Here is a 24,459-nt window from a genome sequence, read left to right as displayed (position 1 = left end):
ACCAGCTTGATGCTCTCGATTTCACTCTCCGACAACTCTCCATCGCCAGCAGGCTGAACCCGCACCATCACCTTGGCCTGTTGCAAGCCATTGGCATACACCGTTGGAGGATAGGTGCTGACTTCGAAATCGAAGGTATCCAGGGCGTGCCATTGCGACTGTCGGGCATGCTCGGACAAGTGAATGATGCTGTAGCCAAAGTGATCGAAAAACTCTTCGGAAACACTGATTTTCACCACGCTGTAAGGCAGCGTAATCGTCGAGGGCGCGGTGAATAACCCGGTTTGCCCATTGATACTGCCCTCCCCGGCCACGACTTCCCATGTGAACTGCTCGGGGCGCTGAGAACCTGGCAGTCTCAACAGGGCGGTACCGTTGGGCCGTAAGCCAGGATGCAGGGCCGGTGACAGATTCAACGCGAAGTTGCCCTGACGCAGAAGCACCGTAGCCACGGCTTTCTCCCCGGTGCTGGTGTCCTCGACATCGATCAACACCGCCTCCAATGTGCCATCCTGCAGATCCGAAGACGGCGGCGTATAGATCGCCTCGGCGCCATTGACCTGCAGCGAACCGACATTGCTGCGCGGTGTCCAGCGGAATGGTCCGGCGCCCAATGAAGTTGCTTTGAGCCGCACGTCGCGGCGATCACTCATAGGGATCAGCGACATCGAAGGCGTTACTACGACACTGGTCAGCACGACCACTACCAAGGCCGAGGCCGTGACGTCCTTACCAGTGTCCGGATCGGTGTAGCTGGCGGTGACTACGTTGCGTATGGCGCTGCCATCGAGCAGGTGAACATCGGGGGCCACATATTCACCGTTATCGATGGTCCCCAGCGCACGACTGCCGTCGACACTGCGCACGCTCCAGATGACATTCGAAGTCCGATGACTCAGTTGCCGAATCGTGAACGTCTGCGAATCGCCCGCCTTCACTACCGGCAACAAGGGATCAAGGGTGAACGTGGTTTCTTTTGGATCGATTTGCCCAACCATCAGCAGGTCGCCCGGCAATCGGGCCTCGGTCAGTTGCAGGGCATTGCGCTCGGGAAATAGCAAGTTACTGATGGCTAAGACATTGAGACCGGGCAAGTCCAAAGTGTGGAACGCTTTCATAATCTCCAGAAATGGAGGTGTTAACGCTGCTTCCAACTTTTCAGGTAATTCAAGGTAGGGAGGAAAGTTACTCAGTTTACCCTCTGGATCCCAATCCCCATGAAACTCGATGACCGAGTCGGATGATTGCTCGAACCTCACATAATTTAAATCCGACAATACCGGTACAAATTCAAGTTGCACACGAGCTGTGGCTATAGCGTCCCAATAAATATTGACGGTTGGATGCAACCACAGCCATTTACGCAAATGGAATGGCAACAATCGCCCGCCCTGGAGAGACAACTCAAGGAACGAAGATTCATTCGAAGTTATCTGAAGTGAATTTTCTGGATTGGGATCAGCCAGGCCAAAAAAAATAGGGCCACGATTACTTAAGCTAACCTCTGAGCCAATCTTCTTGGCCCACACGAACCTAAACCCCGGAATATTGTACCCCCCTGCAACCGCAGTTAATGTGCGAGCCACATGGTTTGACTCTGACGACCTTAGCCTTAAGTTCGCGTCTATATGCTTTTCAACAGCATCCTGCACATACCAGTCAAACACCACCCGGCTGGCCAACACCAACGAGCCCGAGTACATCGCCTTACCCGTCGTCGGATGCCGATCATTGGGAATCAAATAATCCACTGCAAGTTCATTAGGGTCGCCACCTTCATTCGGATTGCCCTTGGTCCTGACAAATAACACCACGGCCCCTTCACCGTAATCGTCGGAATTCCGATTCTTGCCCTCGTCCGTAGCCATGGTGCGGATCAGGAAGGAACGCGGCGCCAGAAGATCGACATCGCGTAAATCAAGCATCCCCAGCTCATATATTCTGTCTTCAGGTTTCTGTTCGAGAAACAGCTCTTTGAAGAAATTCCCCAGGGTTTCCTGGGCGCGGTCCTCTGTAACCAGATTGCAACGGCAGTTATAACCAGTACCAATATCAACAATAACCCTGCCCTGTTCGTTGACCGTACCGCGGCTGGCGGCCAGGTCGATATCCATGGTCAAGGTATAACCCTGATTAACAGTGACTACATAGCTGTAAAGAATCGCACCGGGAACTTGGCCTGTGCCCTTGCGTATATAGGAGACAGTGCCTGCGACGATATCCATGGTGGCAGTGGCCCGGGAATCACGCAGCGAGGCTTTTTCAAAGCTCAAGCGCGGATGGCTAAGGATCAACCCACTCATCTCCAGGTATTCGCTGCTATCCGGCGTCATGGGCGGTGCGCCAAAGATACGCTTGAGGAAGCTTTCGCGATTAAAGCGGGTAATATATTGCTGCTCCAGCAAACTGTTGACCTTGGCTCGATTCATGAATACCAGGGCATCCCAACCGAGTGTGACCGACTTGCCTCTCATTTTGTCAGTGAGTGCACTTAACGAATAAGTAGTCATGGCTTTTGCCTTCAGCGATATAAATCGACTGTGTATAAAACAGGGCAACAAGTACCGATCAGTGCGGCACTTATATGGATGTCATTCAGATTCCCAATCGGACTTGAGCGTATTCCCCACGCTGCCAATCAGTTCCACGTATCGATCAAGCGGTAGGGGAACGGCAGCGAGGGCATGAGTGTCCTGGAGCATTCCCGGAACCATCCCCGTGACCACCACAAGGCTGCCGGGTGGAACGAATGCCGGTTGCTGATACATCGCGGTCTGATCGTCAAAGGTTCCCGCTCCGGCGAGCAGTTTCCAGGTCACCCTGGACGGATCGACCGGATTACCGTCCCTGTCCCGGAGTTCGAATTGCACGGTACCGGTGGAGGGATCGCTTGCCTCGGAAATCCACATGGGCGTGGTGACGCCGAGCTTGGTGATCAGATAATGGATGTAGGCGGATGTCGTCACCCCGTTGACAGTTTGCTTGATCTCGAACCTGTCCACGTAAAACGCAACGTTCGGATCGCTGCTACCCGGCCCTGCGGTGTATCTCCGCTCGTTGGGCTTATCATCCACCGGTTCCAGACTTGACCCCCATTGAGGGGTGAGATTGATCCACTCAAGGGTTCCGCCATTCACTGATTGGGCAGTAAACGTAGTCTTATCACCCGGGTCGCCAGCGTCGTATATCGGATTGGCGACAATCGCGCTGGCAAGAATCGTGACCAGTGAAGAGCTTTTGAACGCCGTCCCATTCAGGGTTCCTTCGGCCGTCACCACTACAGCAAGGAAGCCGTCAGGTAACTGGTTTGCTTGCGGAGCGGTGAAGTAACCACTTGGACTGATCAATTGCGACATGTCGACCTGCCCATCAATGTCGCGCACCGCCCAGGTGACATTGTCCGGCGTTGGGCTCAAGGCGAACTGAAACCCGTAGGTCGCCTCGATCGTTGAATTTGCCGGCGAAAGGACCACTGTAGTACGCAGCGGATCTATATCGCCAAACACCGCGAGGTCACCGGGATTAAAGGCTTCGGTCAAGTGCAGGGCGTTATGACCGGGAAACAGGAGGTTCCTGAGCAGGAAAGTGTCAATGGACGGAATTTCAACCTTTTTAACCACATCAGAAATGGTGGACGTGACTCTATCCCTGATATGACGCTTTGTATCTTCCTCACCTTCCATGTTCCAGAAATAGCCAGGAGTTCCCCCAAACGTGGTATCCGCCTCCGCATGTAAAACTTGTGGATTGCCTAGCTCCACATAATTCGTTTCGGCATCCAATACAACTTCAAGTTTCAGCCCGACATGATAATTACAACTATAATCAAAATCATGACTTGGGTTATCCGCAGGCACCTTGCAGCGTCCTGCCACGATACCTTTCCAGTCGATTGCGAAGCCGCCTGGGGTGGCATAATTCGTTGTTAAACCCGTGAATATGCCGTCGACTTTCCTAAAGACGTAAGCAAACGGGTCCAACCTACTATTAGCCCAAGCGTAGCCTTGACTGGGTGCATACCAATATTGGTACATCGCCGTCGCAAAACCTATATCTGCCCCACCAGCCGTAGCTTCCAACGTAGAAGCCATATCCCGACCTGAATCCGCCACTCTCAGCTGCAACCCCTTCCCGATGGAAGCCTCGAGTGCTGGCTTCAGTATCTTGTCCGCAAGAACGCGGCTCGACAGCAACATCGCTCCAGTAAACCGCTTACCTCCCTCGTCAGCCGGAATCATATAGGGGTCTTCGGAAGTATAATATTCGGGGCCGTCCTGCCCTCCCCTGAGGGTAATGAATAGCATCACTGCCCCATCGCCATACTGCGCGTCACCAAACAAAGCATTCGGATCGGATTTCATGGTCCGGATTTCGAAGTTCTGCGGAGTCAGAATCCCGTTCTCGATACCTTCAAGGCGCCCTATGGAAAACCATGTCAATTTAGGACCCAACGCTTTGATGTATTCTTCAAAACGCTCACCCACGGCGGCCATCGCAAGACTACCAACCACAAAATTCGCTTTAAAATTGTCAGCGTCGCGTAAATCGATCAGTACGTCACCCAGGCCGGAAACCCTTACCTTGGTCACCGGTTGATCCATCCATAACTGCGGGCCGCCTACCGGCATCACCTTCAGCATCCTGGAAACAAAAAGCCGCCCTCCCGAGTATTTTTTCGTACTGACAATCATGCCGCCGATCATGTCCATGGTCAGGCGCGTCTTGGCTGGCGAGTCCGAACTGGAGTTTTCGAAAGACAAACGCGGCGCGCCTAATTTCAGCCCGTAGATGTGCTCTACATAAGTACCATCTCCCCAAGGGGCGTCCATGGTGATTGGCTCAATATAACCATCTTCACTGTTGAATCTTTCGACATACAGTTGAAAAAGCAGCTCATTGGTCTTGCGTTGATCATAGAGCGTCACTGCGTCCCAGCCTTTGGTAAAGGACTTGCCTTGCATCTGATTGATCAATTGCGTTAACGTCAATTTACTCATGACTCGTCACTCCGGTCCGTCGTCAGCAATATTTTTAAGCCATTTACATGACCAACCGCTTACTTATCCTCTTTGCCGCTTGACATAGCCTCATCCGATTCGTTGGACAAATAGCCCGGCGGATAAAAATATACGTAATGCGTTCGCTCGGATAAATTTCCGGCAGCATCGACTGCACGCAGATGAAAGCGGTTATACCCTTGAACATTGGAGGTATATTCGGTACCGGTAATATCGGCGATCGGTACCCACCATCGGTAAAGCCTGTACTTGACCGCATTACTCGATGCATTCCACTGAAACTGGATTGGATAGTAATTATTGTGTTCCAAGCGAAAGTTTCCGGGAATCGGAAGAGAGGAATCTACAGGCGGGACCGTCTCATTCAGGATTTCAAGCAATTCCACATATTTGCTCAGCGGCAATGGGATCGCGGCAACAGCGAGCATGTCCTGGAACTCGTCGGGGACCATACCCGACACGACGATAAAGCTGCCCGGCGCGACGGAGGCCGGTTCACGATAAAACCCTGTACTTTCATCGAAAGTGCCCGGCCCACCGAGCAATTTCCAGGTCACCCAGGAGGGGTCGACCGGGCCAGGCGTGCCGCGCAGTTCAAACTGCACCGTGCCATTGTCAGGGTCGCTCGCCTCGGAAATTCGCAATGGCGTGGTGACCGCCTGGTTTTGAATCAGGATATGGATATAGCCCACCTGGCCGTTGGACGTTTGCCTGACTTCGATCTTGTCCAGGGAAAACGGTGTATAGCGGTCCGAACTGCCGCCAGCCGTATAGGTTCTTTTGGTCGGTTCACCCGATACCGGGGTCAAGCTTGAGCCCCATTGCGGCGTCAGGATATTCCATTCCAGGGCGCCACCTTCCAGGGACTCGGCAGTCAATTGTTTCGTTTCTCCCGGATCACAGCTGTCGTAAAGAGGGTTGGTCAAGACCATGCTGCCCAACACCGAAACCAACGCCGAGCTTTGCACCGGTGCTCCGTCCAACATGCCCCGCGCGGTCACCACAATGGCGAGAAAGCCCTCGGGCATTTGGCTTTGGGATGGCGCGGTAAAGTATCCGCTCGCACTGATGACCTCCGGCAGCGACACCCGGCCATCGATATCCCGCGCCGACCAGGTCACATTGCTCGGCATCGGGGTCAGGTCGAATTGAAACCCGCTGCCAGCTTCAACGGTCGAGTTGAGCGGAGAAAGTTTCGCACTGGTGCGTAGCGGGTCGATTTCACCAAACAGGGCAAGGTCGCCGGGAACATAAGCCTTGGTCAAATGGAGCGCGTTGTGCCCCGGAAACAAAAGGTTTCTCAGCGTAAAGGTGTCGATTGACGGTATTTGGATTTTATCGACCACACCGACAATAACCGAGCGGACTCTTTCGTCGATATGCCTTCTGGTCTCGGACTCACCGTCCTGATTCCAATAGTGGCCGGCACTCCCGTTGAACGTGGTCTGGATACGTAGTACCTCAGCGACTGGATTGCCCAACTCCACGTGACTGCTTACCGGATCTATACCGGCTTCAAGCGCTATCTCCAGCGTATGACTGCACTGATAGCCAAAGTTATACGTTGGGTTTCTGGCAGGTACCTTACATTGCCCTGAAACGGAACCGAGCCACTGAATATAAACGTTCCCCTTTGCACCATAAAAAACATTCAAGCCACTGGGAACGGCGGGCAACCATTTGAACTGATAAGCAAACGGTTCCAGCTTGCTGTTGATAAAACCAATGTTTTGATTTGACGCACTCCAATAGGGATACGTCGCCGTATCAAAACCAATGTTACTTCCACCAGAGATCGCCTGCGGCATTGAAGCAGAATCCTGGCCTTGACTGACAACCGCCAATACCAAGTCTTTCCCGATGGAATTTTCCAGAGCAGGTTTTAAAATTGACTCAGCAAAGACCTTGCTCGACAAAATCAGAGTGCCGGTATATTTTGCGGCACCGCCGTCCGCCGGTATCAAATAAGGCGCCTGCGCGTCAGGAAAACGGCTGCTATCGCGTCCCCCCTTCAAAGTAATAAACAGCATCACCGCGCCCTCGCCGTATCGCTCGTCGCCCATCACGGCCGTGGGAGTGGACTTGGTCAACCTCACTTCAAAGTTTTGCGGGGTCAATACGCCATTCAGTTGGCCATCCAGACGACCGAGGGGAAACACCTTCATCTCGGCGGGAATATTCTCCTCAAAATAATACTGGAAACGACTGCCGACCTCTTCCATCGAAAGCTTGCCAAGCACAAAGTTTGCGTTGAAGTTATCGGCTTTCGCCAAGTCGATCAGCACATCCCCAAGCCCATTGACCACAGCCTTGGTCACGGGTTGGTCCATCCACAGTTGCGGACCACCGACGGGTAATATCTTGAGTAACTTCGATATGTAAAAAGGCCCGCCAGGAGGCTTCTTGGCGCTGACGATCATGCCACCGATCATGTCCATGGTCAGCCGCGCCTTGGCCGCCAATTTGGGATCGGCATTTTCAAACGACAGGCGAGGTGCGCTCAGCTTAAGGTCATGTATATATTCCTTGTAGGCATCCTCGCCCCAAGGGGCGACCATTGACATGGGCTCGATATAGCCATTTTCGCTATTGACCCGCTCGATATACAGCTGCATCAACAACTCATTGGTCTTGCGTTGATCGTAAAGCACCAACGCATCCCACCCGCAGGTCAAGGTCCTGCCATGCATTTTGGCGATCAGACTCGTCAACGACATTTTGCTCATGATTCAATCGTCCCTGTGCCCATGAAGAGCACGGATGGGTAATCAATCCAATAACTTCAACTGCAGCGGATTCTTGAACACCACAGTCGAGTGCCCGCCATCGAAACTGACGCTCGCACGCAGAGTGAACAGTGAATTAACCGGGATTCCTGCCAGGTGCGTGGTCGTCAGGCGCGCCGTGACTCCCGAAGTCGTCTCGGCGGGCAGGACCTGGCGCACGGCAATGATGTCGCGCTCGGCAATGGCGCTGGAGGTCAACCACAGGCGCACGCTTTGGGCCGTTGAAATGAACGACCAAAGCCCCAGGCTCAACAACGCACCGCCGGGGGGAATAGCGGACAATCTCAGGGTCGCCGGCGAGCCGACCTGGGCGCCTTCGCAGGTAATCGCCGGATGGCTGGTCAGCTCACGCACGAACAACTGCAACGGGGGCTGGGCCTCCTGGCCGGAGACGCTATACGTCACTTCCACCGTCTTGCCGAAGTTCGGCGGCAAGGCCGTCGAAGGCACCTTGAATTTCAATGGGTTGGTCTGGGCAGGATCCACCGCGTCATACGAGCCCTCGGCCCCAAAGCCTTTCCAATGGGCGATGACCGAGTCATCGTCACCGATGGTCGCGCTCGGCGGGATGCTGATGAAGGCACCATTGATGGCGGTGATCGGGTTCAACTCGTCACGGCCCTCGGTGACCACGCTGTTGTCGACCGTGGGTGTCGGCAATACCAGCGGTTCGCGAATCGTCAGTTCCAGGGTTTCGCCGGATCCGGCGGCATCGTCACGGGCATACTGATAGCGCAGGCTGACGGCGCCGCCCTGATTGTCGAGCAGCCACTGAAGCGGCATCGGCACCTCGATCCGGCCGCTGTCGATCATCGCCTGGTCGATGCGCAAATACTGGACCGTGTTTTTGTTCTGCCCACTGCCCAACCCGGTGCGTGTGCCGTAGACCAGCAAATCGTCACCCGCGAGGATCCCCGGGTAAGGCGCCACCACCACCCGGATCCCTTCGGGGAACTGGATGGGATTGATCACGCTGCCGGTCAGGTCCTTGACAGTCGCCGCTGGCAGTTCGGGTGTGCTGGGTGGCGTGACCAGGATCGTGCGTTCCACCGATTCGTCATCGGGCTGCGAGGGGGACGCGTAATCGACCTGATAGCGCAGGGCGATAGTGCCGCCGCGCACCGCCGCGGCATTAGATTTCAACACGGTCCAGGTCAGCACCGAGCCGGGGTTGTTGCTCGGGTCGGTATCACTATCGCTCAAGGTCTTGGCTGGCAGATTGACCGGAGGGCCAGCGATCCCATCGGCACGGGTCCCCACCCAGAACAAGCGGACCACATCACCGTTGGCCATGCCGGGATAGGGCACGACCGCGAGGGTCATGCTGCCATCGATCTTGTCGGCATCCAGGTGCTGGTCGTGGGATTCCTTGATTTGCGGCGCGGGTAGCAGGCCATCCTGACGAGGTTTGGTCGGCCTTTTTTTTCCGTCTTTGATATGGCTTGTAGTCATATTGCCACCCTTCAAATCAATGCCGATAGCCGGACAATTGCCCGTGCTAATACCTGAGTTTTTTTTATTTATACGCTTGGCCAATCTGGCTGGGTACTAGCAGAACTACTAGGTTCCAAAGGTTCTTGTGAGTGCTAGATTCGACCAGAAGGTAACTGTGCAGCCGCCCCTTCTAAACAGCCTCGGTCAATTTAAAGAGAGGTATCCGACCATGAACTCGCTTAAATCGATGTTGAGAACTTGTGCCTGGATGACGCTTATCAGTGTCAGTGCTCTCGGCACTATTTCGTGCGTGGCACCCGACCGGGGTAATACCACAAAAAATGCTTTCGGGAGCATTCACTTTAATAATGACAAAGGCGAAGAAAAGTGCATTCTGGCAATCCCTGAAACAACCCTGACAGCGGATTTCAGCCGACCGAATCAATACTGTGAAAATAATATGGTTTCAACTTTCTGGCTGGAAAATGTGCCCTCGGCAACATTGATTCAGTTCTTTGAAAATGAGTCCTGCTCTAATGGAAAAGTCCCGAGTAATTTTTTCTTCCTGTTGAAGACCGTCAAGCAACCCACTGACTGGACTCCTCACAGCGCCGTGACACAGTCCATCGACTCATTGCGAACCCTGCGCCCGGGAGAGCTGATCGGCGGGAAGAATTTGCGCGTTGAAGCCGACGGCGTTTTTGTAGGTTCTGATCTAGCCAGTAAGAACCTCAACGAGCGCCTCAGTTGCGTCTACATCGAACGCTCACAACCCGCTAACTAATCCAAACACTTTCAACAGGCAGCCCCATCACCGCGCACACCGAGGACCACCCCCATGACCACCGCCACCTCCGTGCCCTCCAACGCCTTCAACTTCATGAACTTCATCCTCAGCCAGGTCGACCCTCGCACCGGACAATACACTTGCGCCATCTCCCTGCCCGAACTCAAGGCCAATAACCTCTGTGGCCCAGTCGTACCGCTGCAACTGAATTTCAATGCGCTCAACACCAGCGACAGTGGCTTTGGCAAAGGTTGGGACCTGCAACTGTCCCAGTACAACCCGCACAGCCGGATACTTTCCCTGTATTCCGGAGAAACCTTCAAGGTCGATCCCGGGCCCGATGGCATGGAGATCCCGGAAAAGAAACTCGATACCTTTCACTTCCACGACCTGGGGGATCAACGCTACAAGGTCGTGCATAAATCCGGGTTGGTGGAAATCCTCCAGGTGGGCCAGGGCCAGGTCGCGATGCCGGTGGAAATGCTCTCGCCCCAGGGTCATAGCGTGACCCTGGAATACACAGCCTTCGGTACCCAGCCACTGCTGAACAAAATCCGCAATGCCGACCGTACCGAGCTGCTCAGGCTGGAACGCAGCGCCAACATCCTGGAGGTGAAGCTGTATCCCGACACCGCGTTGGAAGCCCTGTTCGTGCTGAATATCCTCGGCGGCGAAACCAAAAGCGTGGTGCTGCCCACCGACGATCTGGCGTCCTGGCGTTTCGAATACATTTCCCTGAGCGGCCTGACCCTGCTCAAGGAGGTCCGTACCCCCGCTGGCGGCCATGAAACCGTCAGCTATTCAGGCACACCGCATTCCTTCCCAGGCGTGCTCGACCGTACGCTGCCACGGGTCCACTGGCACAAGATCGATCCGGGATTCGGGCAACCGATCATCGAAACGCATTATGAGTACGATCGCACCGGCAACAACTTTCTCGGTTATGGCAGTGGTGTCACCTGGACCAATAATGGCCTGGATAACCTGTATCGCGATGGCGTGGTCCGGGGCTATCGCTATGAAACCAGCGAGATTCTCTGGGACGCCCTGGCCCAGAAACCGATACGAACCACCCGCCGGGTGTTCAACCGGTTTCATCTGCAGGTGCTTGAAGAGACTTCGCAAAAAGCCAGCGCACCGGGCAAGGACGATTCCCTGCTGGTGACCGAGACCGAGTATTACGGCGACCCGCTGGATGACTTCAAGGACCAACCGACCTACTTCCAGTTGCCCAAGCGCCTGACCCAGACCTGGCGCAATGCCGCCGCCACCGTGCCCCGGCACAGTGAAGTGACGACCAGCACCTACGATGATTTCGGCAACCTGCTGGTGCAGGTCAATGCCAATGGCGTGACCGAAACCAACGCCTGGTACAGCGCCTTGGGCGAGGCTGACTGCCCGGCCGATCCGCACGGGTTCGTGCGCAATATCAAGAGCAAGACCGTCACGCCGGCAGCTTCCGAATACGGTGATGCGCCTGTTTTGCAAACCTGCTATCGCTACGTTGAATACCCCGGGCTCGCCGGCAGCGACCGTTGGCTGGCCTTGAGCGACGAGACCCTGTTCCAGGTGGTGGACGACCAACCACAGACCGAGTTGCGCCGTATCGCCCATGAGTATCTGGTCAACCCCGATGATCCCCGCCAGCACGGGTTGCTCAGCAAAATGCGGCAAACGCTGCACGGCCAGGACGATACCCTGACCACCACCGAATACACCTACAGCATGACCCGCAGCGCCCGTACCGGGGCCATGGTCATGCGCACCGAAACCACCCTGGTCGGCTATGACGACCAACCCCGTGCGCCAATCCGCAAAACGATCATCGAAGAACACTCGCTGCTCAATGGCGCCAGACTGCTCAGCACCGATGATGTCGGCACCGAGATCGTCTACCAATACGATCGCCTGGGCCGGGTTATCGAGGAGAGCGTGGCGCCGGAAACCGCCTACCACGCCAAGCGCACCTACAGCTACACGTTGACCCATGCACCGGAGCAACAGGCGCAGCAGTGGGCCAAGGATGCCAAGGGCGTCGAAACCATTACCTGGCTGGATGGCTTGAACCGCGTATTGAAAGTGCAGCGTCAGGATGCCGATGCCATGGGCGGCGAACCCGATGCCTTGCGAGATACCTACCGGGCGACCTACAACGCCCTCGGACAACTGGCCAGCGAGACCGACATCGATTGGGAAGGCAGCAAGAATATTGCCCTGACCAGCCGCTACGAGTACGACGCCTGGGGCGAGCAATACAAGGTCATCGGCAGCGATGGCGTGGCGCATGTCACTGAAAACGACCCGCCCACACAAACCCTGCGCAGTTGGAGCGAGAGCGTTGCCACGCCGGTGAAAATAACGGGCAAGACCCGCTCGACGCTCAATCGCTTCGGCAAGGAAGACAAAGTCGAGGCGCTGGACACAGCGGGCAAGACGGTCAGCGAAATGCAGTTTTTCTATGACGGGTTGGGCAATTGTGTCGAGCAGATCGACCCGATGGGCGAATCCACCCGTTTCACCTACGACCTGTACGGCCGGGTGCAGGCCACCACATTGCCCGACTACAGTGAAATCCATCGCACGTACGCCCGTCACAGCGCCGATGAGTTACCCATCAAGCTTGAGGTGGTCGCCAATGAGACGAGCACCTGCGTCGGCTCGCAGACCTTCGACGGGCTGGATCGCCAGACCACACTGAAAGTCGGCCCGCGCCTGCAACAGTTCCAGTACAAAGGCGGACAACTCCAGGTGGATACCCGGATCACCGCCAGCAACCAATCCATCAGCTACGAGTACCAGTTGGGACTGACCGGCGCACCGGTCGCCAGCATCGCCCCGGACGAGCAGTCGAGCTTTAACTACGACCAGCAGAGTGCGCAACTCACGCTTTCGGAAAACACTCAGGGCCAGCACAGCTTCGACTACAGCTCCACCGGCCAGCTGCGACGCGAGAGCTGGACCGAGAAGCGCTCGGGCAAACAATGGCAAAGCCACTACACCCATACGTTGAACGGCCGCCCCCTGACCCGCACCAACGACAATGGCCTGCTTTGCACCTATGACTATGACGAAAAGGCCCGGCTCAAGAGCGTGACCCAGGGCCAGATCCACGCGGCTTTCGAATACGACAGCCTCGGCCAGATCAGCCTGATCACCACGCAGAACACCCATACCCGGCAGTCACTGGAAACCCGGCTGAGCTTCGACGACCAGGGCCGCGAGATACTCCGCCAGATAAACCTGAGCAGTGGTCACCCGCAGCAAACGATCATCCAGGTCTACCGGGCCGACAGCAAGCTGCACAGCCGTCATCGGCAACAGGGCGATGAAACCGAACTGCTCGAAACCTTCGGCTACGACCCGCGCGGACGGCTGGTGCAGTACAACTGCGAAGGCAGCCAACTGCCCCAAGACCGCTACGGCAACGGGATTTGTGAACAGCTGTTCGCCTTCGATGCGCTGGACAATATCACCGAGGTTTACACGCTGTTCGCCGACGGCAGCCGCGACGAAACCGTGCGCACTTTTGCCGATGACGATCACTGCCAATTGGTCAGGATTACCCACAAGCACCCCGACTATCCGGACAGCATCGAGCTCGACTACGACGAGGATGGCAACCTGTTGCACGACGAAAACGGCCAGCGCCTGACGTATGACAGCCAGGGTCGTTTGTTGCGCGTCACCGACAGCGACGGCAAGACCGTCAGCCAATACCGCTACGACGCCCACGACCATTTGTTCGGCGTCACCCGCGAGGCGGACGAGGAAACCTTACGCTTCTACGATGACGACAGCCTGACCCGGACCGAACAAGGCGACAGGAAGATCCATTATCTGGGAATCGACGGCCAACCCTTGGGCCAGCAGCAACAGGACGATCCCGAGCGAACCCTGCTGCTGCTGACCGATGCGAAAAACAGCGTGCTGGGCGAGAGCAGCCAGGATGAGTTGCGCAAGGCCGTATATGGCGCCTATGGTGAGCGCCGTCCGCAGGATGACCTGCAATGCCTGCTGGGCTTCAACGGCGAAGTCCGCGATGAAACCAGTGGCTGGTATCTGCTGGGCCGCGGCTACCGCGCCTACAACCCGACGCTGATGTGCTTCCACAGCCCGGACTCGCTGAGCCCGTTCGATGCCGGAGGGATCAACCCCTACATGTACACGGCGGGCGACCCGATCAACTTCGTCGACCCCACCGGGCATGCCAATCGCGGCGTGAACTGGCTGGGCGCGCTGGGCGCGGCGCTGTCGGCGATTGGTATTGCGTTGTCGATCGCGGCGGTGGTCATTGCGCCTCCGGTTGGGGCGCTGGCGATAGGGGTTACGAGTACTTTCACTTTGGTGGGGGTTGGTACGGGTGTCTATGGTGTGTATGAAGGGATCATGGCTACCCACGCTACAAGGTTGCGAGATCGCGAAAAAAAGGCAATGAGTTCGGTGATTTCGGGCGGCGTGGATGTTGCGTTTGGTCTCTTTGGGCTCTGGCAGGCGGCAAAGGCTGCTGCGAAGATTGCCGCCCAGAAGAGTTGGCACACCCAACTCAAAAAAAGCTTCGGTGATATCAATTCGCAGCTCAATACGCGAAATGCCAATGTTGCTACCAGAGAGGCGGCCCCAGCCGCCGAAGGGTTAGGAAGCAATGGGCTAGTACGCAATCGCGTCAAAAAAACCGCCCCTAAACAGGTCTCTGATTCCGCGCAACCAGCACGCAAAAGAGCAGATTCCCTTCCCTACATACCGCCCCCCGATTACCCGGGATCCGGCCCAAAACCTGTTCCACCACCGAAACCCAACAAGCTAAATCGACCCCAAAGTCTAAATGACGTCCAGACCGGGGGGAATCGCGCTGGTGAGGAAGGCATTTCAGATGCAACAGAGCTTTCCGGAGCAAATATGGAGGTGAGACACGGCAGGGACGGAAAGTGGCATGCTGTCCTATCCGAAGTCACTGACGGTAAACTTAATGTCAAGTCATTTAGCGCCAAGGTATCGAAGGACGGAACCTTGATTAGAGATCTTGACTAGATTTTATTCAAAGAGCTAGCGATACAATGGCACCATTGAAAAACCCGGTAGGTTCGCTACCGGGTAGTCCCAGACGTTTTTAAGCCACAACTTTCAACGCCAAACTCCTGAACTCAATATAACTCTCCCCCCCATCAAAACTCACCCCCGCATAAAGCGTAAACATGGAATCAAGCGCCAGCCTATCCACATAATCCTTCGCGATCTTCATGCTGAATGTCCCATCGAAACCATGCGGGACCCCGCGTTGGAAATCGGTGCGCACGCCTTCCGCGATGGCCCACACGTTCATCCGCTGGCCCCGGGCCTGGTAGATCCACCTGGCAATTTCCAGGTCCGCGCCCTCTGGCGGAACACCCGATTTGGAAAGAGTCGCCGGCGAGCCCACCTGCGCCTGGCGGCAATGCACCTGCCCCAGCGCCCCGACGGCGAACGGGTTGATGCGCAGGGTATAAATCGCCGAATGCTGCGGGGAAGTACCGGGCCAGTAATAGGTTTCGACCTTGCGCAAGTCGGAGCTGTCCACCGGAATGTTCGCCGCCACGACAGCCGCAGGGATGGCGAACTCCAGCCCGCCGGCAGTGATGGGTCGCACGCCCGTGATGGAGCCGACACCGTCCTCGCCGCCCAGGCCGACAAAGTCCACGATGACGTCTTCGTGGGGATCGACCTCCGAGGCTTCCACCACCACGGTCACCCCTGAGCCACCGTTGAATGGATTCAACGTGCCCGTGCCCGACGGGGTACTGCTCGCCTCCTTCACGGTGGGAAAACGCCGTGGCGTAGGCGGCCGGATGTTCACATTCAGGCGCACCTCGCGAGAGGTGGAGACATTACCGGCGCGGTCGCTGATCTGGTAATACGCAAAACGCTCGCCATTGTTACTGTTACGAATGAACGTGCCCGGGAACTCCAGCGGCAGCGGCTGGCCACTTTCGCCACGAAACAACGTGCGTGAATCGACTTTATCCGCCGGGTTCACCGGAAACGCAACTTGGCTCCAGTACCAGGTGATGACATCGCCTGGGGCGCCACCCGCATACGGCGGCACATCCCCCATCAACTTGTCATCGTTGTTGTCCAGGTACTGGTTGGTCACCTCGGTGGTGTCGAAGACCAGCCTGGGATCGCTGCCGAGGTTGGGGGGGATTTCATCGATGGTGACCGTCAGATGTTCAGAGGGGTCATAATTGCCGAGAAAAAGCGTCACGTCGTACCGCAGGTCATGGATACCATGAACAACATGCCGTGCCTCAAGATCGAAAAACAGATCGGCAGGCGGAGGACTGTTTCCACTCCCCCAGTCAGTCGATGTCCATTCCTTTTCATAAACGGGACGGGGCAGGTTATCCCAGTAAACCCGTAGATACGACTTCAGACCGGAGCTTTGCGGTGAATCGATCCAAGGTGGAATTTCAACCCGCAAGGGATTACCCACATACTCAACCGGCAACAATCCGGTTTCGTCCCAATCGGAACTATCGGGCAGCAGTACTGAAACAATCGGCTTACGCAGTAGGCGGCGTGGAGAGTTGTCATCAGTCATGGCGATACTCCTTCAAGCAGGAACAAACATGCCAATGAACTATCAACTTCATCCATCAGCCCCGACGTAATAACGAGCATTTAACACCGCACTCTGCAACTTGAGTACTGATAGAACTGCTAGGTTGACAACCCGTTTGGAACCCGGTGTGCAAAAACGACAAAGGGCTGGAATAACCAGCCCTTTGTCGTTATTTCGATAGATCACCAGGCATAAGATGCGCCGAGGTTGACGCCCCAGGGTTGCTTGATCTTGTCGCCATGGCTGTAGTCGAGGTCGGCATGTAACCGGACCTTGTCCGTGACCTTCATCGCCACCCCGCCACCCAAGGCCAGGCGCGAACCGGACAGGTCGTTGTCGAAACGGGTGTTGTTGACCTTGACCTCGTTCTCCTTCGCAAACTCATGCACCAGGGCCGCCTTCAGGTACGGTTGGAGAATCTGCCCGCCGCCCAGGTCGATATCCCGGCCCACCGTGGCACCCGCCGTGCCCAGCAGCGAATGACTGCGGCGACCCTCGGCGGTCATGCCGTTATCCAGCGAGTAGTCCTTGCCTTGCACCACCAGCGCGGCCGCCTGGACAAAAGGTTCGACGAAGTAACCGTCGTCGAGCTTGATATGCCGGCCAAACTCCAGCGTGGTGCCCACGCCATGGGTGTCGTAGCTGCCCTTGGCCTTGGCGCCATCGCTGAGGGCCACCTTGGATTCGTTCTGGAAGCGGTTCAGCTTGAGCACGCCATCGAAGTAGTAACCGCTGTCGGCATCCAGCCAGGTGGCATAGGTACCGACATAGAAGCTGTCCACCTCGCCGGAGGTGCCGTGCTTGATCTGCAAGTCGGAACGGCTGTAGCCACCCAGCAGGCCGATCACCCATTGACCATCGCCCAACGCCGGGACCGGCGTATCGACCCCCAGGGACAGGCCGTGCTGGGTCTGTTTGTAGGCCATGCCGGATTCGGCCGAAACATCGAAACGATTGCCATAGGTGCGGATCCAGCCGCCGGCCTGGCCGCTGTTCATGCGCACTTCACCCATCCGGGTACGCAGGGTGCTCAGCTCGCCGTACCAGGCCGAGCGCGAGGCATCGAACAGCGCCAGCACCGAGGCAGTGCCCGGGCTGATCACCTTGCTGGCGGCGTCCAGGTACCAGTCATTGGCACCCACCTGCTGCAAGTCATAGGAGTAGGTACCGAGGTCGACCCGCCCGTTGAGCAGCGAGAACGCAGCATCGCCGCCGGCGGTGTGCACCACATGGATCTGTTTGTCGGAAAGCGGATCGGCGCCGCTGCTGGCGATGTCCAGGGTATGGCTGCCGGTGGCGGTGCCGGTGACCTCGAGGAAGTCAGTCTGCCCGCTGGCAAAGTCGGTGTGCATGATGAAGTTGCCATTGCCGCTGAGGTTGGCCACCGACAGGCGCAGGTATTCATTCGACTGACCGAACTGCACCGAACCACCGCCCATGTTCAGGTTGTTCAGTTGGCCGTCCTCGACCATGATCCACTTGCCCTGGCTGTTGAGGTCCAGGGTCTCGACATTCTGCAGGCGCCCAGTCAGGGTCGCGAAGTTCTGCAAGGTGAGGTTGGCCGTGCTGCCGGCGTCGACGATCACATCGCCCACCAGATCGCTGTTGTCCACGGTGGCGTTGGCGCTGGCCCCGCCCTGTACCTCCAGCAATACGCCGTTGCCCCCGGTCAGGGTCGAACCATTCCTGATCAGGATGTCTGCCGGCACCGACGTTGCACCGGGGTCGATGACACTGATGGCTGCACCGGTCAAACCTTCGACATCGGTGCCGTCGAGCTCCAGGGTGCGCGACGCCCCGGCCGGGCCACTGCCACTGGACATCATCAGGATGCCATTCTGGCCACCGCTGATGGTGCTGGCCCGTGCTATCACCGAAGCTTCGGTCATTTGCAGGCCGATACCGCTGCCGTCGGTCGCGGTGACGGTCGAACGTGACAGATCCAGCACGCCCAGGCTGGCAAGGGTCACGCCACGGGTGCCACCGGTAATCGAGCTGTCGGCAACGATGGCCTCGGCACCGATGGAAGAACCCGCCTGGTATGTCAGGAGCAGGCCTGTACGGTTGCTGGTGATGGCGCTGCCGTTGATGGTTGCCTTGCTTTCCAACAAGCGCACGCCTTCGACTATCCCGCTAGCGTTGACGGCTGAACCGTTCAGGTTGAGTTGGGAACCACTTTGCACCAGGATTTCGCGAGTGGACGCGCCGTTGGCTGTCAACTCGGCTTCGTTGCGCAGGGTGTAGCTGTCCGGCGCGGTACTGCCATCGATGACCACGGGAGGGCCGCCATCGATGACCACGGGAGGGCCGCCATCGATGACCCGCGCGAGGGTCTGTGGGCTGAGCACCAGCAAAGGCGTGATGGAAAGAAGCTTCAGCGCCTGGGTCAGGGGGCGCAGGGCAAAGGTTTTTACATACGTCATGGAAAGTACCGTATAGAAATTCCGGTTTAACACCAGCGCCGCAGGTAAATCCCCATAACCTTGGACGGCACTACTGAAGAGGTGCCGAAGACTACAGATTGACCTCCATTCGCTATGTAGGAAAATTCCTGTTGTCGCAGGGATTATTCCTTAACCGTCTTCCCTCCCCCCAGGAGCTCACCGACGCCCAGGACTGGCCGTCCCAATCCTGGGCGAACGATGGTTTCATGGTGCCGGAACAACGATATCCAGGTCGCAGGTTGCACCATCCGAACCCAGCGCGATGGACATGGTTTTGCGCAGTTTAATAGAAGGTTCCGGCGAACCATTGATGGGGATGGTGTAATCGACTTCTATTTGGGCGTGTCTGGTACCTGAACCAGGGTCCGTTGGCAAGACATGTGCGTCATACTCGACGAACCAGTCGAGACCTGCTGTCGCCGCGCCTTCTGGAATGGGAATGGTTGAAGTCTTGTCCGCTACGCTGATAGGCGTCGTTCCATCGGCCTCGAAAGGCCTCCAGCGTAGCGTGATGTCTTCGCCTGTAACCAGGAAGGGCGAAGGCGAGACTTTTATCCTATACCCCACCACCCCACCCACGCTGCGCAAGTGGCTGCAATTAAGCACAGGACTGTTACCTATATCAGTAAATGCCGGCTCGCTGAGCACAATCGGAACCGCATGGACCCAGACATCCGTTGTCACCGACTCGTGCTCGTTATTCGGTGAGTCGGGATGCGTCATGGCGTAATACACCGGCAGCTTGGTATTTGTACCGCCGTCCTCAATTTCACCCCAGGTGATATTGATGATGATTTCAGCACCAGGCCGTTCCGAGCCATCGGCCACATACTTATGGGCCACCGCGACGCCTTTCCAATACAGGATGAAGGTATCGCCGGCGACTATTGGATAAGGTGCCCTGAACCGGGCTCTGGCCGGCCGGTTGAAATCCGCCTCGGTCAATTCATCTTCGGCATCGGTGCTGCTGATGATCTTGACCTTGTCCAGCAAGGGGTTGACCGGATTTGGATCGGGGTCACCCGGTTCGACAGGCCCGGTGATGGAGAAATCCACATCGACGTCGATGGTGGCCGGGGTGGGCCGGAAGACTACCTGTGGCGCGCGCTCGACCCGATAACCCACGGTAACGGTCTGCACGCCCTGGGCAATGAAGTCGTATTCCTGTTTCAAACGGTTCCAGGACACCGGGATCCTAAAGGTGTCTGGCGGAACCTCACCCACCGGAAAGGGCTGCAGGGTCGTGCCCCCCCACTCGACGACTATCTGGTCCTCGGGCTGAGGGTTGTCGTAGCGCCGGAAATCAACCGTCACGCCATAACTGGCGTCGGCGCGATTGATCAGCCCATCGTCCGCCAGCGGTACGCTGTGTGGGTGAAGATTGGTGGGCAACCCCCCCAGGGCCACGGGCACGTCCCGTACCCGCGATGGCTTGCTGACATTCTGTGCCGGGTCGATCAGTACATAAGTCACGTAATGGGTGCCGGAACGAAGGGATTCGACCTTGTCCCTGGGAACCGTCACTTTTCGGCTCGGAGGCAACGGAAGCAGAATGTCAGGAACGATAGGTTCTGAGGGGTCGGGTACTTCCTTGGTCCAACCGACTGCTACGCTGATTCGATCCCTGTCCGGGTCTTGGAAATCCGGAATCTCAATCTCCACCCCATTCTCAGCGTCCAAGGTCGCATCGGTGATGGGGTTGGAAGTCAGCACTGCCACGGGTGGGATATCATGGGGGTCCTGCAAATGCAGATAGGGCCCGGTTCGATCCAGGCGGACTCGAGTATCTAAGGAATAATCCTCGTTGCCGGCCCAGAGCGTGGCACGGTAACGCAACAGGAACTGCCCTTCCTGATCGTCGAAATGCTCCATCTCGATTTGCTGGGGAACAGGAAAAGTGACGGACCCGTCAGGCCTGAGTTCAACAGGGTCGCTGATCGTTTCGTATTCTTCATTATTTTCCCGCCGCCACTGGAAATACACGGAACTGGGAAAGGCAGGGTTGTCCCCCAGGTCAAAGATGGGAATTTCAATGCGTATCGGGGCATCGAGCGTTCTCCTGAGGAGCAACCCATCCGGATCACCAGGCAACGCATCAAGAACACCGGGCGCTGTCATCTCCCCCACAAGTTTGGGTTCCCTGCGCGCCCGGGTGTAGGCGTCTCGGTTTTCCTCACCCTGACGTGTTCTGTATAGCTTGGTCATCGCCCTGCCCTCGCGCGTGAGTCGAATCATGTCCAGCCACGGGCGAGCCCTGGCCGTGAATAAATTCAGCCACCTGATCGAGAAAACAGTCCGCAGACACTTCGTAGGTATTGGATGGCCGCTAAGGGCCTGGCAATGATTTAAAACTCTATTGGCGATCACCGATACTGTCAGAGTTGACAGGTGGTTTGATTAAATCAGGCCGAAACCAACCCTACCAACACCGCCACTTCCAACAGTTCAAGCAACGCCCCGGCTGTATCCCCGGTGCAGCCCCCCAACCTGCGCACCATCATCCGCCGCAAGCCAACAAGCACTCCCAAGGCAATCACCAGCGCGAGTATCCCGTTCCACCCAGTCACCAGCACGCAGCCCAGCGCACAACCGGCTAACACCTGCCACCCAGCGCGCCGCGGCAGATGATCAGCCAACGCCTGCCCCAACCCACCAGCACGCACATAAGGCGTGGTAAGAAACAACCCAAGCAACGCCCCGCGCCCCAGCACTGGGATGATGAGCAAAGCCAGACTTTGGCCCTGCTCTATCAGCGCCAGCAACGCGACGAACTTGAGCAACAGCACCAACACCAGAGTGATCACCGCAATCGGCCCGCTGCGCGGGTCCTTCATGATCAACAGCGTGCGCTCGCGATCACCGAAGCCGCCGAGCCAGGCGTCGGCGCTGTCGGCCAGGCCATCGAGGTGCAGGCCGCCGCTGAGCAGCACCCATGCAGTCAGCAGCAACGCGGCGTGAAGCAGTGGCGGTACGCCGGTCAGCAGTGCGTTGAGCAGCCAAAGCAGGCCGCCGAACAACAAGCCCACCAAGGGGTAGAACAGCAAGGAACGGCCCAGCTGTTCAGGTTCGGGCATGCCCGGCAATCGCACCGGCAGGCTGCTGAGAAATTGCAGGGCGATCCAGAATGGCAGCATGCCTAACCCACCTCGTTCAGTGCGGGACCGGATGCCACCTGAAGAGCGAACAGCGCGCCATGGGCGACTTCGACATTGAGCAATTGCTCGCGAGGCAGGCCGCGGGCCTGGGCCAGCAGCAGGCGCATGACGCCGCCATGGCTGACCAGCAAGACCCGCTGACCGCCATAGGCCGCGTGCAGGCGTTCGACCGCCGCCAGGACGCGGCTGGCAAACGCCTGCACCGGCTCGCCTTCGGGGGGCGTGAAGGCATAGGGATCGGCCCAGAACTGGCCCAGCGCCTCGGCGTCAGTGTCCATCAACGCCGCTGCACTGCGACCTTCCCAGGCGCCAAAATGCAGCTCTTGCAGGTCTTTGTCCAAGTGCACCGGCACGTTGAGCCGGGCGCCGAGTTGCTCGGCGAAACGGGCGCAGCGCTGCAAGGGTGAGCTGACCAGGCGATCCCAGGGTCCGCCTTGAGCGACGGCTGTGTGCATCTGCTCCCAGCCCCTGGTCGTCAAGGCATCGTCGAGGCTGCCGCGCAAGCCGCCGCCCAGTTCGGTTTCGCCGTGACGCAGCAGGTCCAGGCGCAGGGTCATGCCGGGCGGTCCGCCACGGCCGCTTCGGCAAACGTCGCCATCTGCCCGTGCAGATCACACGCCAGGCGCAACAGCGGCACCGCCAGCGCCGCGCCACTGCCCTCGCCCAAGCGCAGGCCGAGATCCAGCAGCGGTTCGGCGCCGAGGGTTTCCAGCACGTGACGATGGCCCGGTTCGGCGCCGCGATGACCGAACAGCAGCCATGGCCGGCATTCAGGATTGAGGCGCACCGCCACCAGGGCCGCGACGCTGCAGATGAAGCCGTCCACCAGCACGGTAACGCCTTGCTGGGCACAGGCCAGGTACGCGCCGACCAACGCGGCGATTTCAAAACCGCCGAGGTTGAACAACGTCTGCAACGGGTCGTGACCCTGGGCAGCGTGCAACGCCAGGGCCCGCTCGATCACCTGGGCCTTGCGGCTGACACCCGCGGCGTCCAATCCCGTGCCCGGCCCGACCAGATGCGCCACCGGGCATTCGAGCAAGGCGCAGGCCAGGGCGCTGGCGGCGGTGGTGTTGCCGATGCCCATCTCGCCGCCGATGAACAATTGCGTCCCGGCCGCGACGGCACGCAGCACACTGTCGCGCCCGGCGTGCAAGGCTTGCTCGCCCTGTTTCACCGTCATTGCCGGGCCCTGGGCGAAATTCGCCGTGCCCGGCCCGAGGTTCAGGTGCCGCACACCGGGCAGGTCCAGCGCAGGCGTGACGGTGCCCAGGTCGACCACTTCCAGGGACGCGCCCAGTTGTCGCGCCAGGACGCTGATGGCCGCGCCGCCGCTGACGAAGTTGAGCAGCATTTGCCCGGTGACCTCCTGGGGATAGGCCGATACGCCTTCTGCAACCACGCCATGGTCGCCGGCGAAAATCGCGATCCACAGCAGCTCCAGGCGCGGCTTGAGCTGCCCTTGCAGACCCGCCAGTTGCACCGCCACCGACTCCAACCGCCCCAGGGAACCGGCCGGCTTGGTCAGTTGTTGCTGACGGGCCGCGGCCAGTTCCAACGCTTGCTTATCGACGGGTTTGCACGGGTCCAGCCACCAGCGATGATTCATAACGCAGTACCTTTGAGAGTCAGGGGCAGGCCAGCGACGGTCAGCACGACGCGCTGACAACGTTCGGCCAAGGCTTGATGCAGCCAACCGGCTTCATCGACATAACGGCGCGTCAACTCGCCCAGCGGCACGACACCCATGCCGGTCTCGTTGCTGACAAAAATGATCTCCCCAGGCAGCGCGGCCAGGCTGTCCAACAGTGCTTCGCGCTCGGTGTTCAGTTGCTCGGGAGCGTCGAGCATCAACAGGTTGGTCAGCCACAGGGTCAGGCAATCCACCAGCAGGCATTGCTCGGGGGCGGCGTTTTCCCGCAGCACCCGGGCCAAGGCCAAGGGCTCCTCCACCAGCGCCCATTCGGCTGGCCGCCGGGAGCGATGCTGGACGATGCGCTGGTTCATCTCGCCGTCCAGGGGTTGGCTGGTAGCGATGTAGGTCACTGGCAAGCCGGTGTCCGCCGCGAGTTTTTCAGCCAGGCGGCTCTTGCCGGAGCGGGCGCCGCCGAGGATCAGTTGCAGCATGGTGCATTACCTTTTATTGGCGTATTGGCGGTGTGGCGACTGACGCCTTCGCGAGCAAGCCCGCTCCCACAGGGGTTCTGTTGTGACTATAAATTTCATATACACAATGAGTC

The 24,459-nt window shown here is 57.9% G+C and carries 13 protein-coding genes; 2 read left to right on the top strand and 11 right to left on the bottom strand.

Annotated features, from left to right (window positions below):
* From BLP82_RS16560 to BLP82_RS16545, 4 genes are all read right to left on the bottom strand, one after another.
* On the bottom strand, positions 1-2,510 hold a 2,510-nt coding region (locus tag BLP82_RS16560), incomplete at its 3' end, for a hypothetical protein (protein WP_092170111.1).
* 81 nt (positions 2,511-2,591) lie between these two features.
* Positions 2,592-4,997 carry a hypothetical protein gene (locus BLP82_RS16555; RefSeq protein ID WP_092170107.1) on the bottom strand — a complete coding sequence of 802 codons (2,406 nt, stop codon included), beginning with the start codon at positions 4,995-4,997 and terminating at the stop codon, positions 2,592-2,594.
* Positions 4,998-5,056: 59 nt separating this feature from the next.
* Positions 5,057-7,744, bottom strand: a complete 2,688-nt coding sequence (locus tag BLP82_RS16550; protein WP_139197869.1) for a fibronectin type III domain-containing protein — start codon at positions 7,742-7,744, stop codon at positions 5,057-5,059.
* Positions 7,745-7,786: 42 nt separating this feature from the next.
* Complete coding sequence (locus BLP82_RS16545; protein ID WP_092170099.1) at positions 7,787-9,256, bottom strand: hypothetical protein; 1,470 nt, start codon at positions 9,254-9,256, stop codon at positions 7,787-7,789.
* A 211-nt stretch (positions 9,257-9,467) separates the two neighbouring features.
* Here BLP82_RS16545 and BLP82_RS16540 point away from each other — a divergent pair, with 211 nt between their 5' ends.
* The gene (locus BLP82_RS16540) at positions 9,468-10,022 is read left to right on the top strand and encodes a hypothetical protein (RefSeq protein ID WP_092170094.1); all 555 of its coding nucleotides are present in this window, start codon (positions 9,468-9,470) and stop codon (positions 10,020-10,022) included.
* Between the two features lie 54 nt (positions 10,023-10,076).
* A complete protein-coding gene (locus tag BLP82_RS16535) occupies positions 10,077-15,053 on the top strand; it encodes an RHS repeat domain-containing protein (protein WP_092170090.1) in 4,977 nt (1,658 codons plus the stop codon).
* Positions 15,054-15,132: 79 nt separating this feature from the next.
* Here BLP82_RS16535 and BLP82_RS16530 read toward each other — a convergent pair whose 3' ends face one another.
* The 7 genes from BLP82_RS16530 to cobU form a co-directional block, all read right to left on the bottom strand.
* Positions 15,133-16,599, bottom strand: a complete 1,467-nt coding sequence (locus BLP82_RS16530) for a hypothetical protein (protein ID WP_139197868.1) — start codon at positions 16,597-16,599, stop codon at positions 15,133-15,135.
* Between the two features lie 203 nt (positions 16,600-16,802).
* Positions 16,803-19,043 carry an autotransporter outer membrane beta-barrel domain-containing protein gene (locus tag BLP82_RS16525; RefSeq protein ID WP_092170082.1) on the bottom strand — a complete coding sequence of 747 codons (2,241 nt, stop codon included), beginning with the start codon at positions 19,041-19,043 and terminating at the stop codon, positions 16,803-16,805.
* A 225-nt stretch (positions 19,044-19,268) separates the two neighbouring features.
* Positions 19,269-21,269, bottom strand: coding sequence for a hypothetical protein (locus BLP82_RS16520; RefSeq protein WP_139197867.1), 2,001 nt, complete (start codon positions 21,267-21,269; stop codon positions 19,269-19,271).
* A 197-nt stretch (positions 21,270-21,466) separates the two neighbouring features.
* Positions 21,467-22,198 carry an adenosylcobinamide-GDP ribazoletransferase gene (locus BLP82_RS16515; RefSeq protein WP_092170073.1) on the bottom strand — a complete coding sequence of 244 codons (732 nt, stop codon included), beginning with the start codon at positions 22,196-22,198 and terminating at the stop codon, positions 21,467-21,469.
* Between the two features lie 2 nt (positions 22,199-22,200).
* Positions 22,201-22,776, bottom strand: a complete 576-nt coding sequence (cobC, locus tag BLP82_RS16510) for an alpha-ribazole phosphatase family protein (RefSeq protein WP_092170068.1) — start codon at positions 22,774-22,776, stop codon at positions 22,201-22,203.
* On the bottom strand, positions 22,773-23,828 hold the full coding sequence (cobT, locus tag BLP82_RS16505) for a nicotinate-nucleotide--dimethylbenzimidazole phosphoribosyltransferase (RefSeq protein ID WP_092170064.1): 1,056 nt from the start codon (positions 23,826-23,828) through the stop codon (positions 22,773-22,775). The genes cobC and cobT overlap by 4 nt, the downstream gene beginning before the upstream one ends.
* Complete coding sequence (gene cobU, locus BLP82_RS16500; protein ID WP_092170060.1) at positions 23,825-24,346, bottom strand: bifunctional adenosylcobinamide kinase/adenosylcobinamide-phosphate guanylyltransferase; 522 nt, start codon at positions 24,344-24,346, stop codon at positions 23,825-23,827. Before cobU ends, cobT begins: the two co-directional genes overlap by 4 nt.
* Positions 24,347-24,459 lie beyond the last annotated feature (113 nt).

Origin of the sequence: Pseudomonas sp. NFACC37-1, assembly GCF_900101575.1 — a bacterium.
Classification (GTDB): domain Bacteria; phylum Pseudomonadota; class Gammaproteobacteria; order Pseudomonadales; family Pseudomonadaceae; genus Aquipseudomonas; species Aquipseudomonas fluorescens_AA.
Note: the sequence above shows the minus strand (reverse complement) of the source record. Positions and strands in the feature narration are given on the sequence as shown.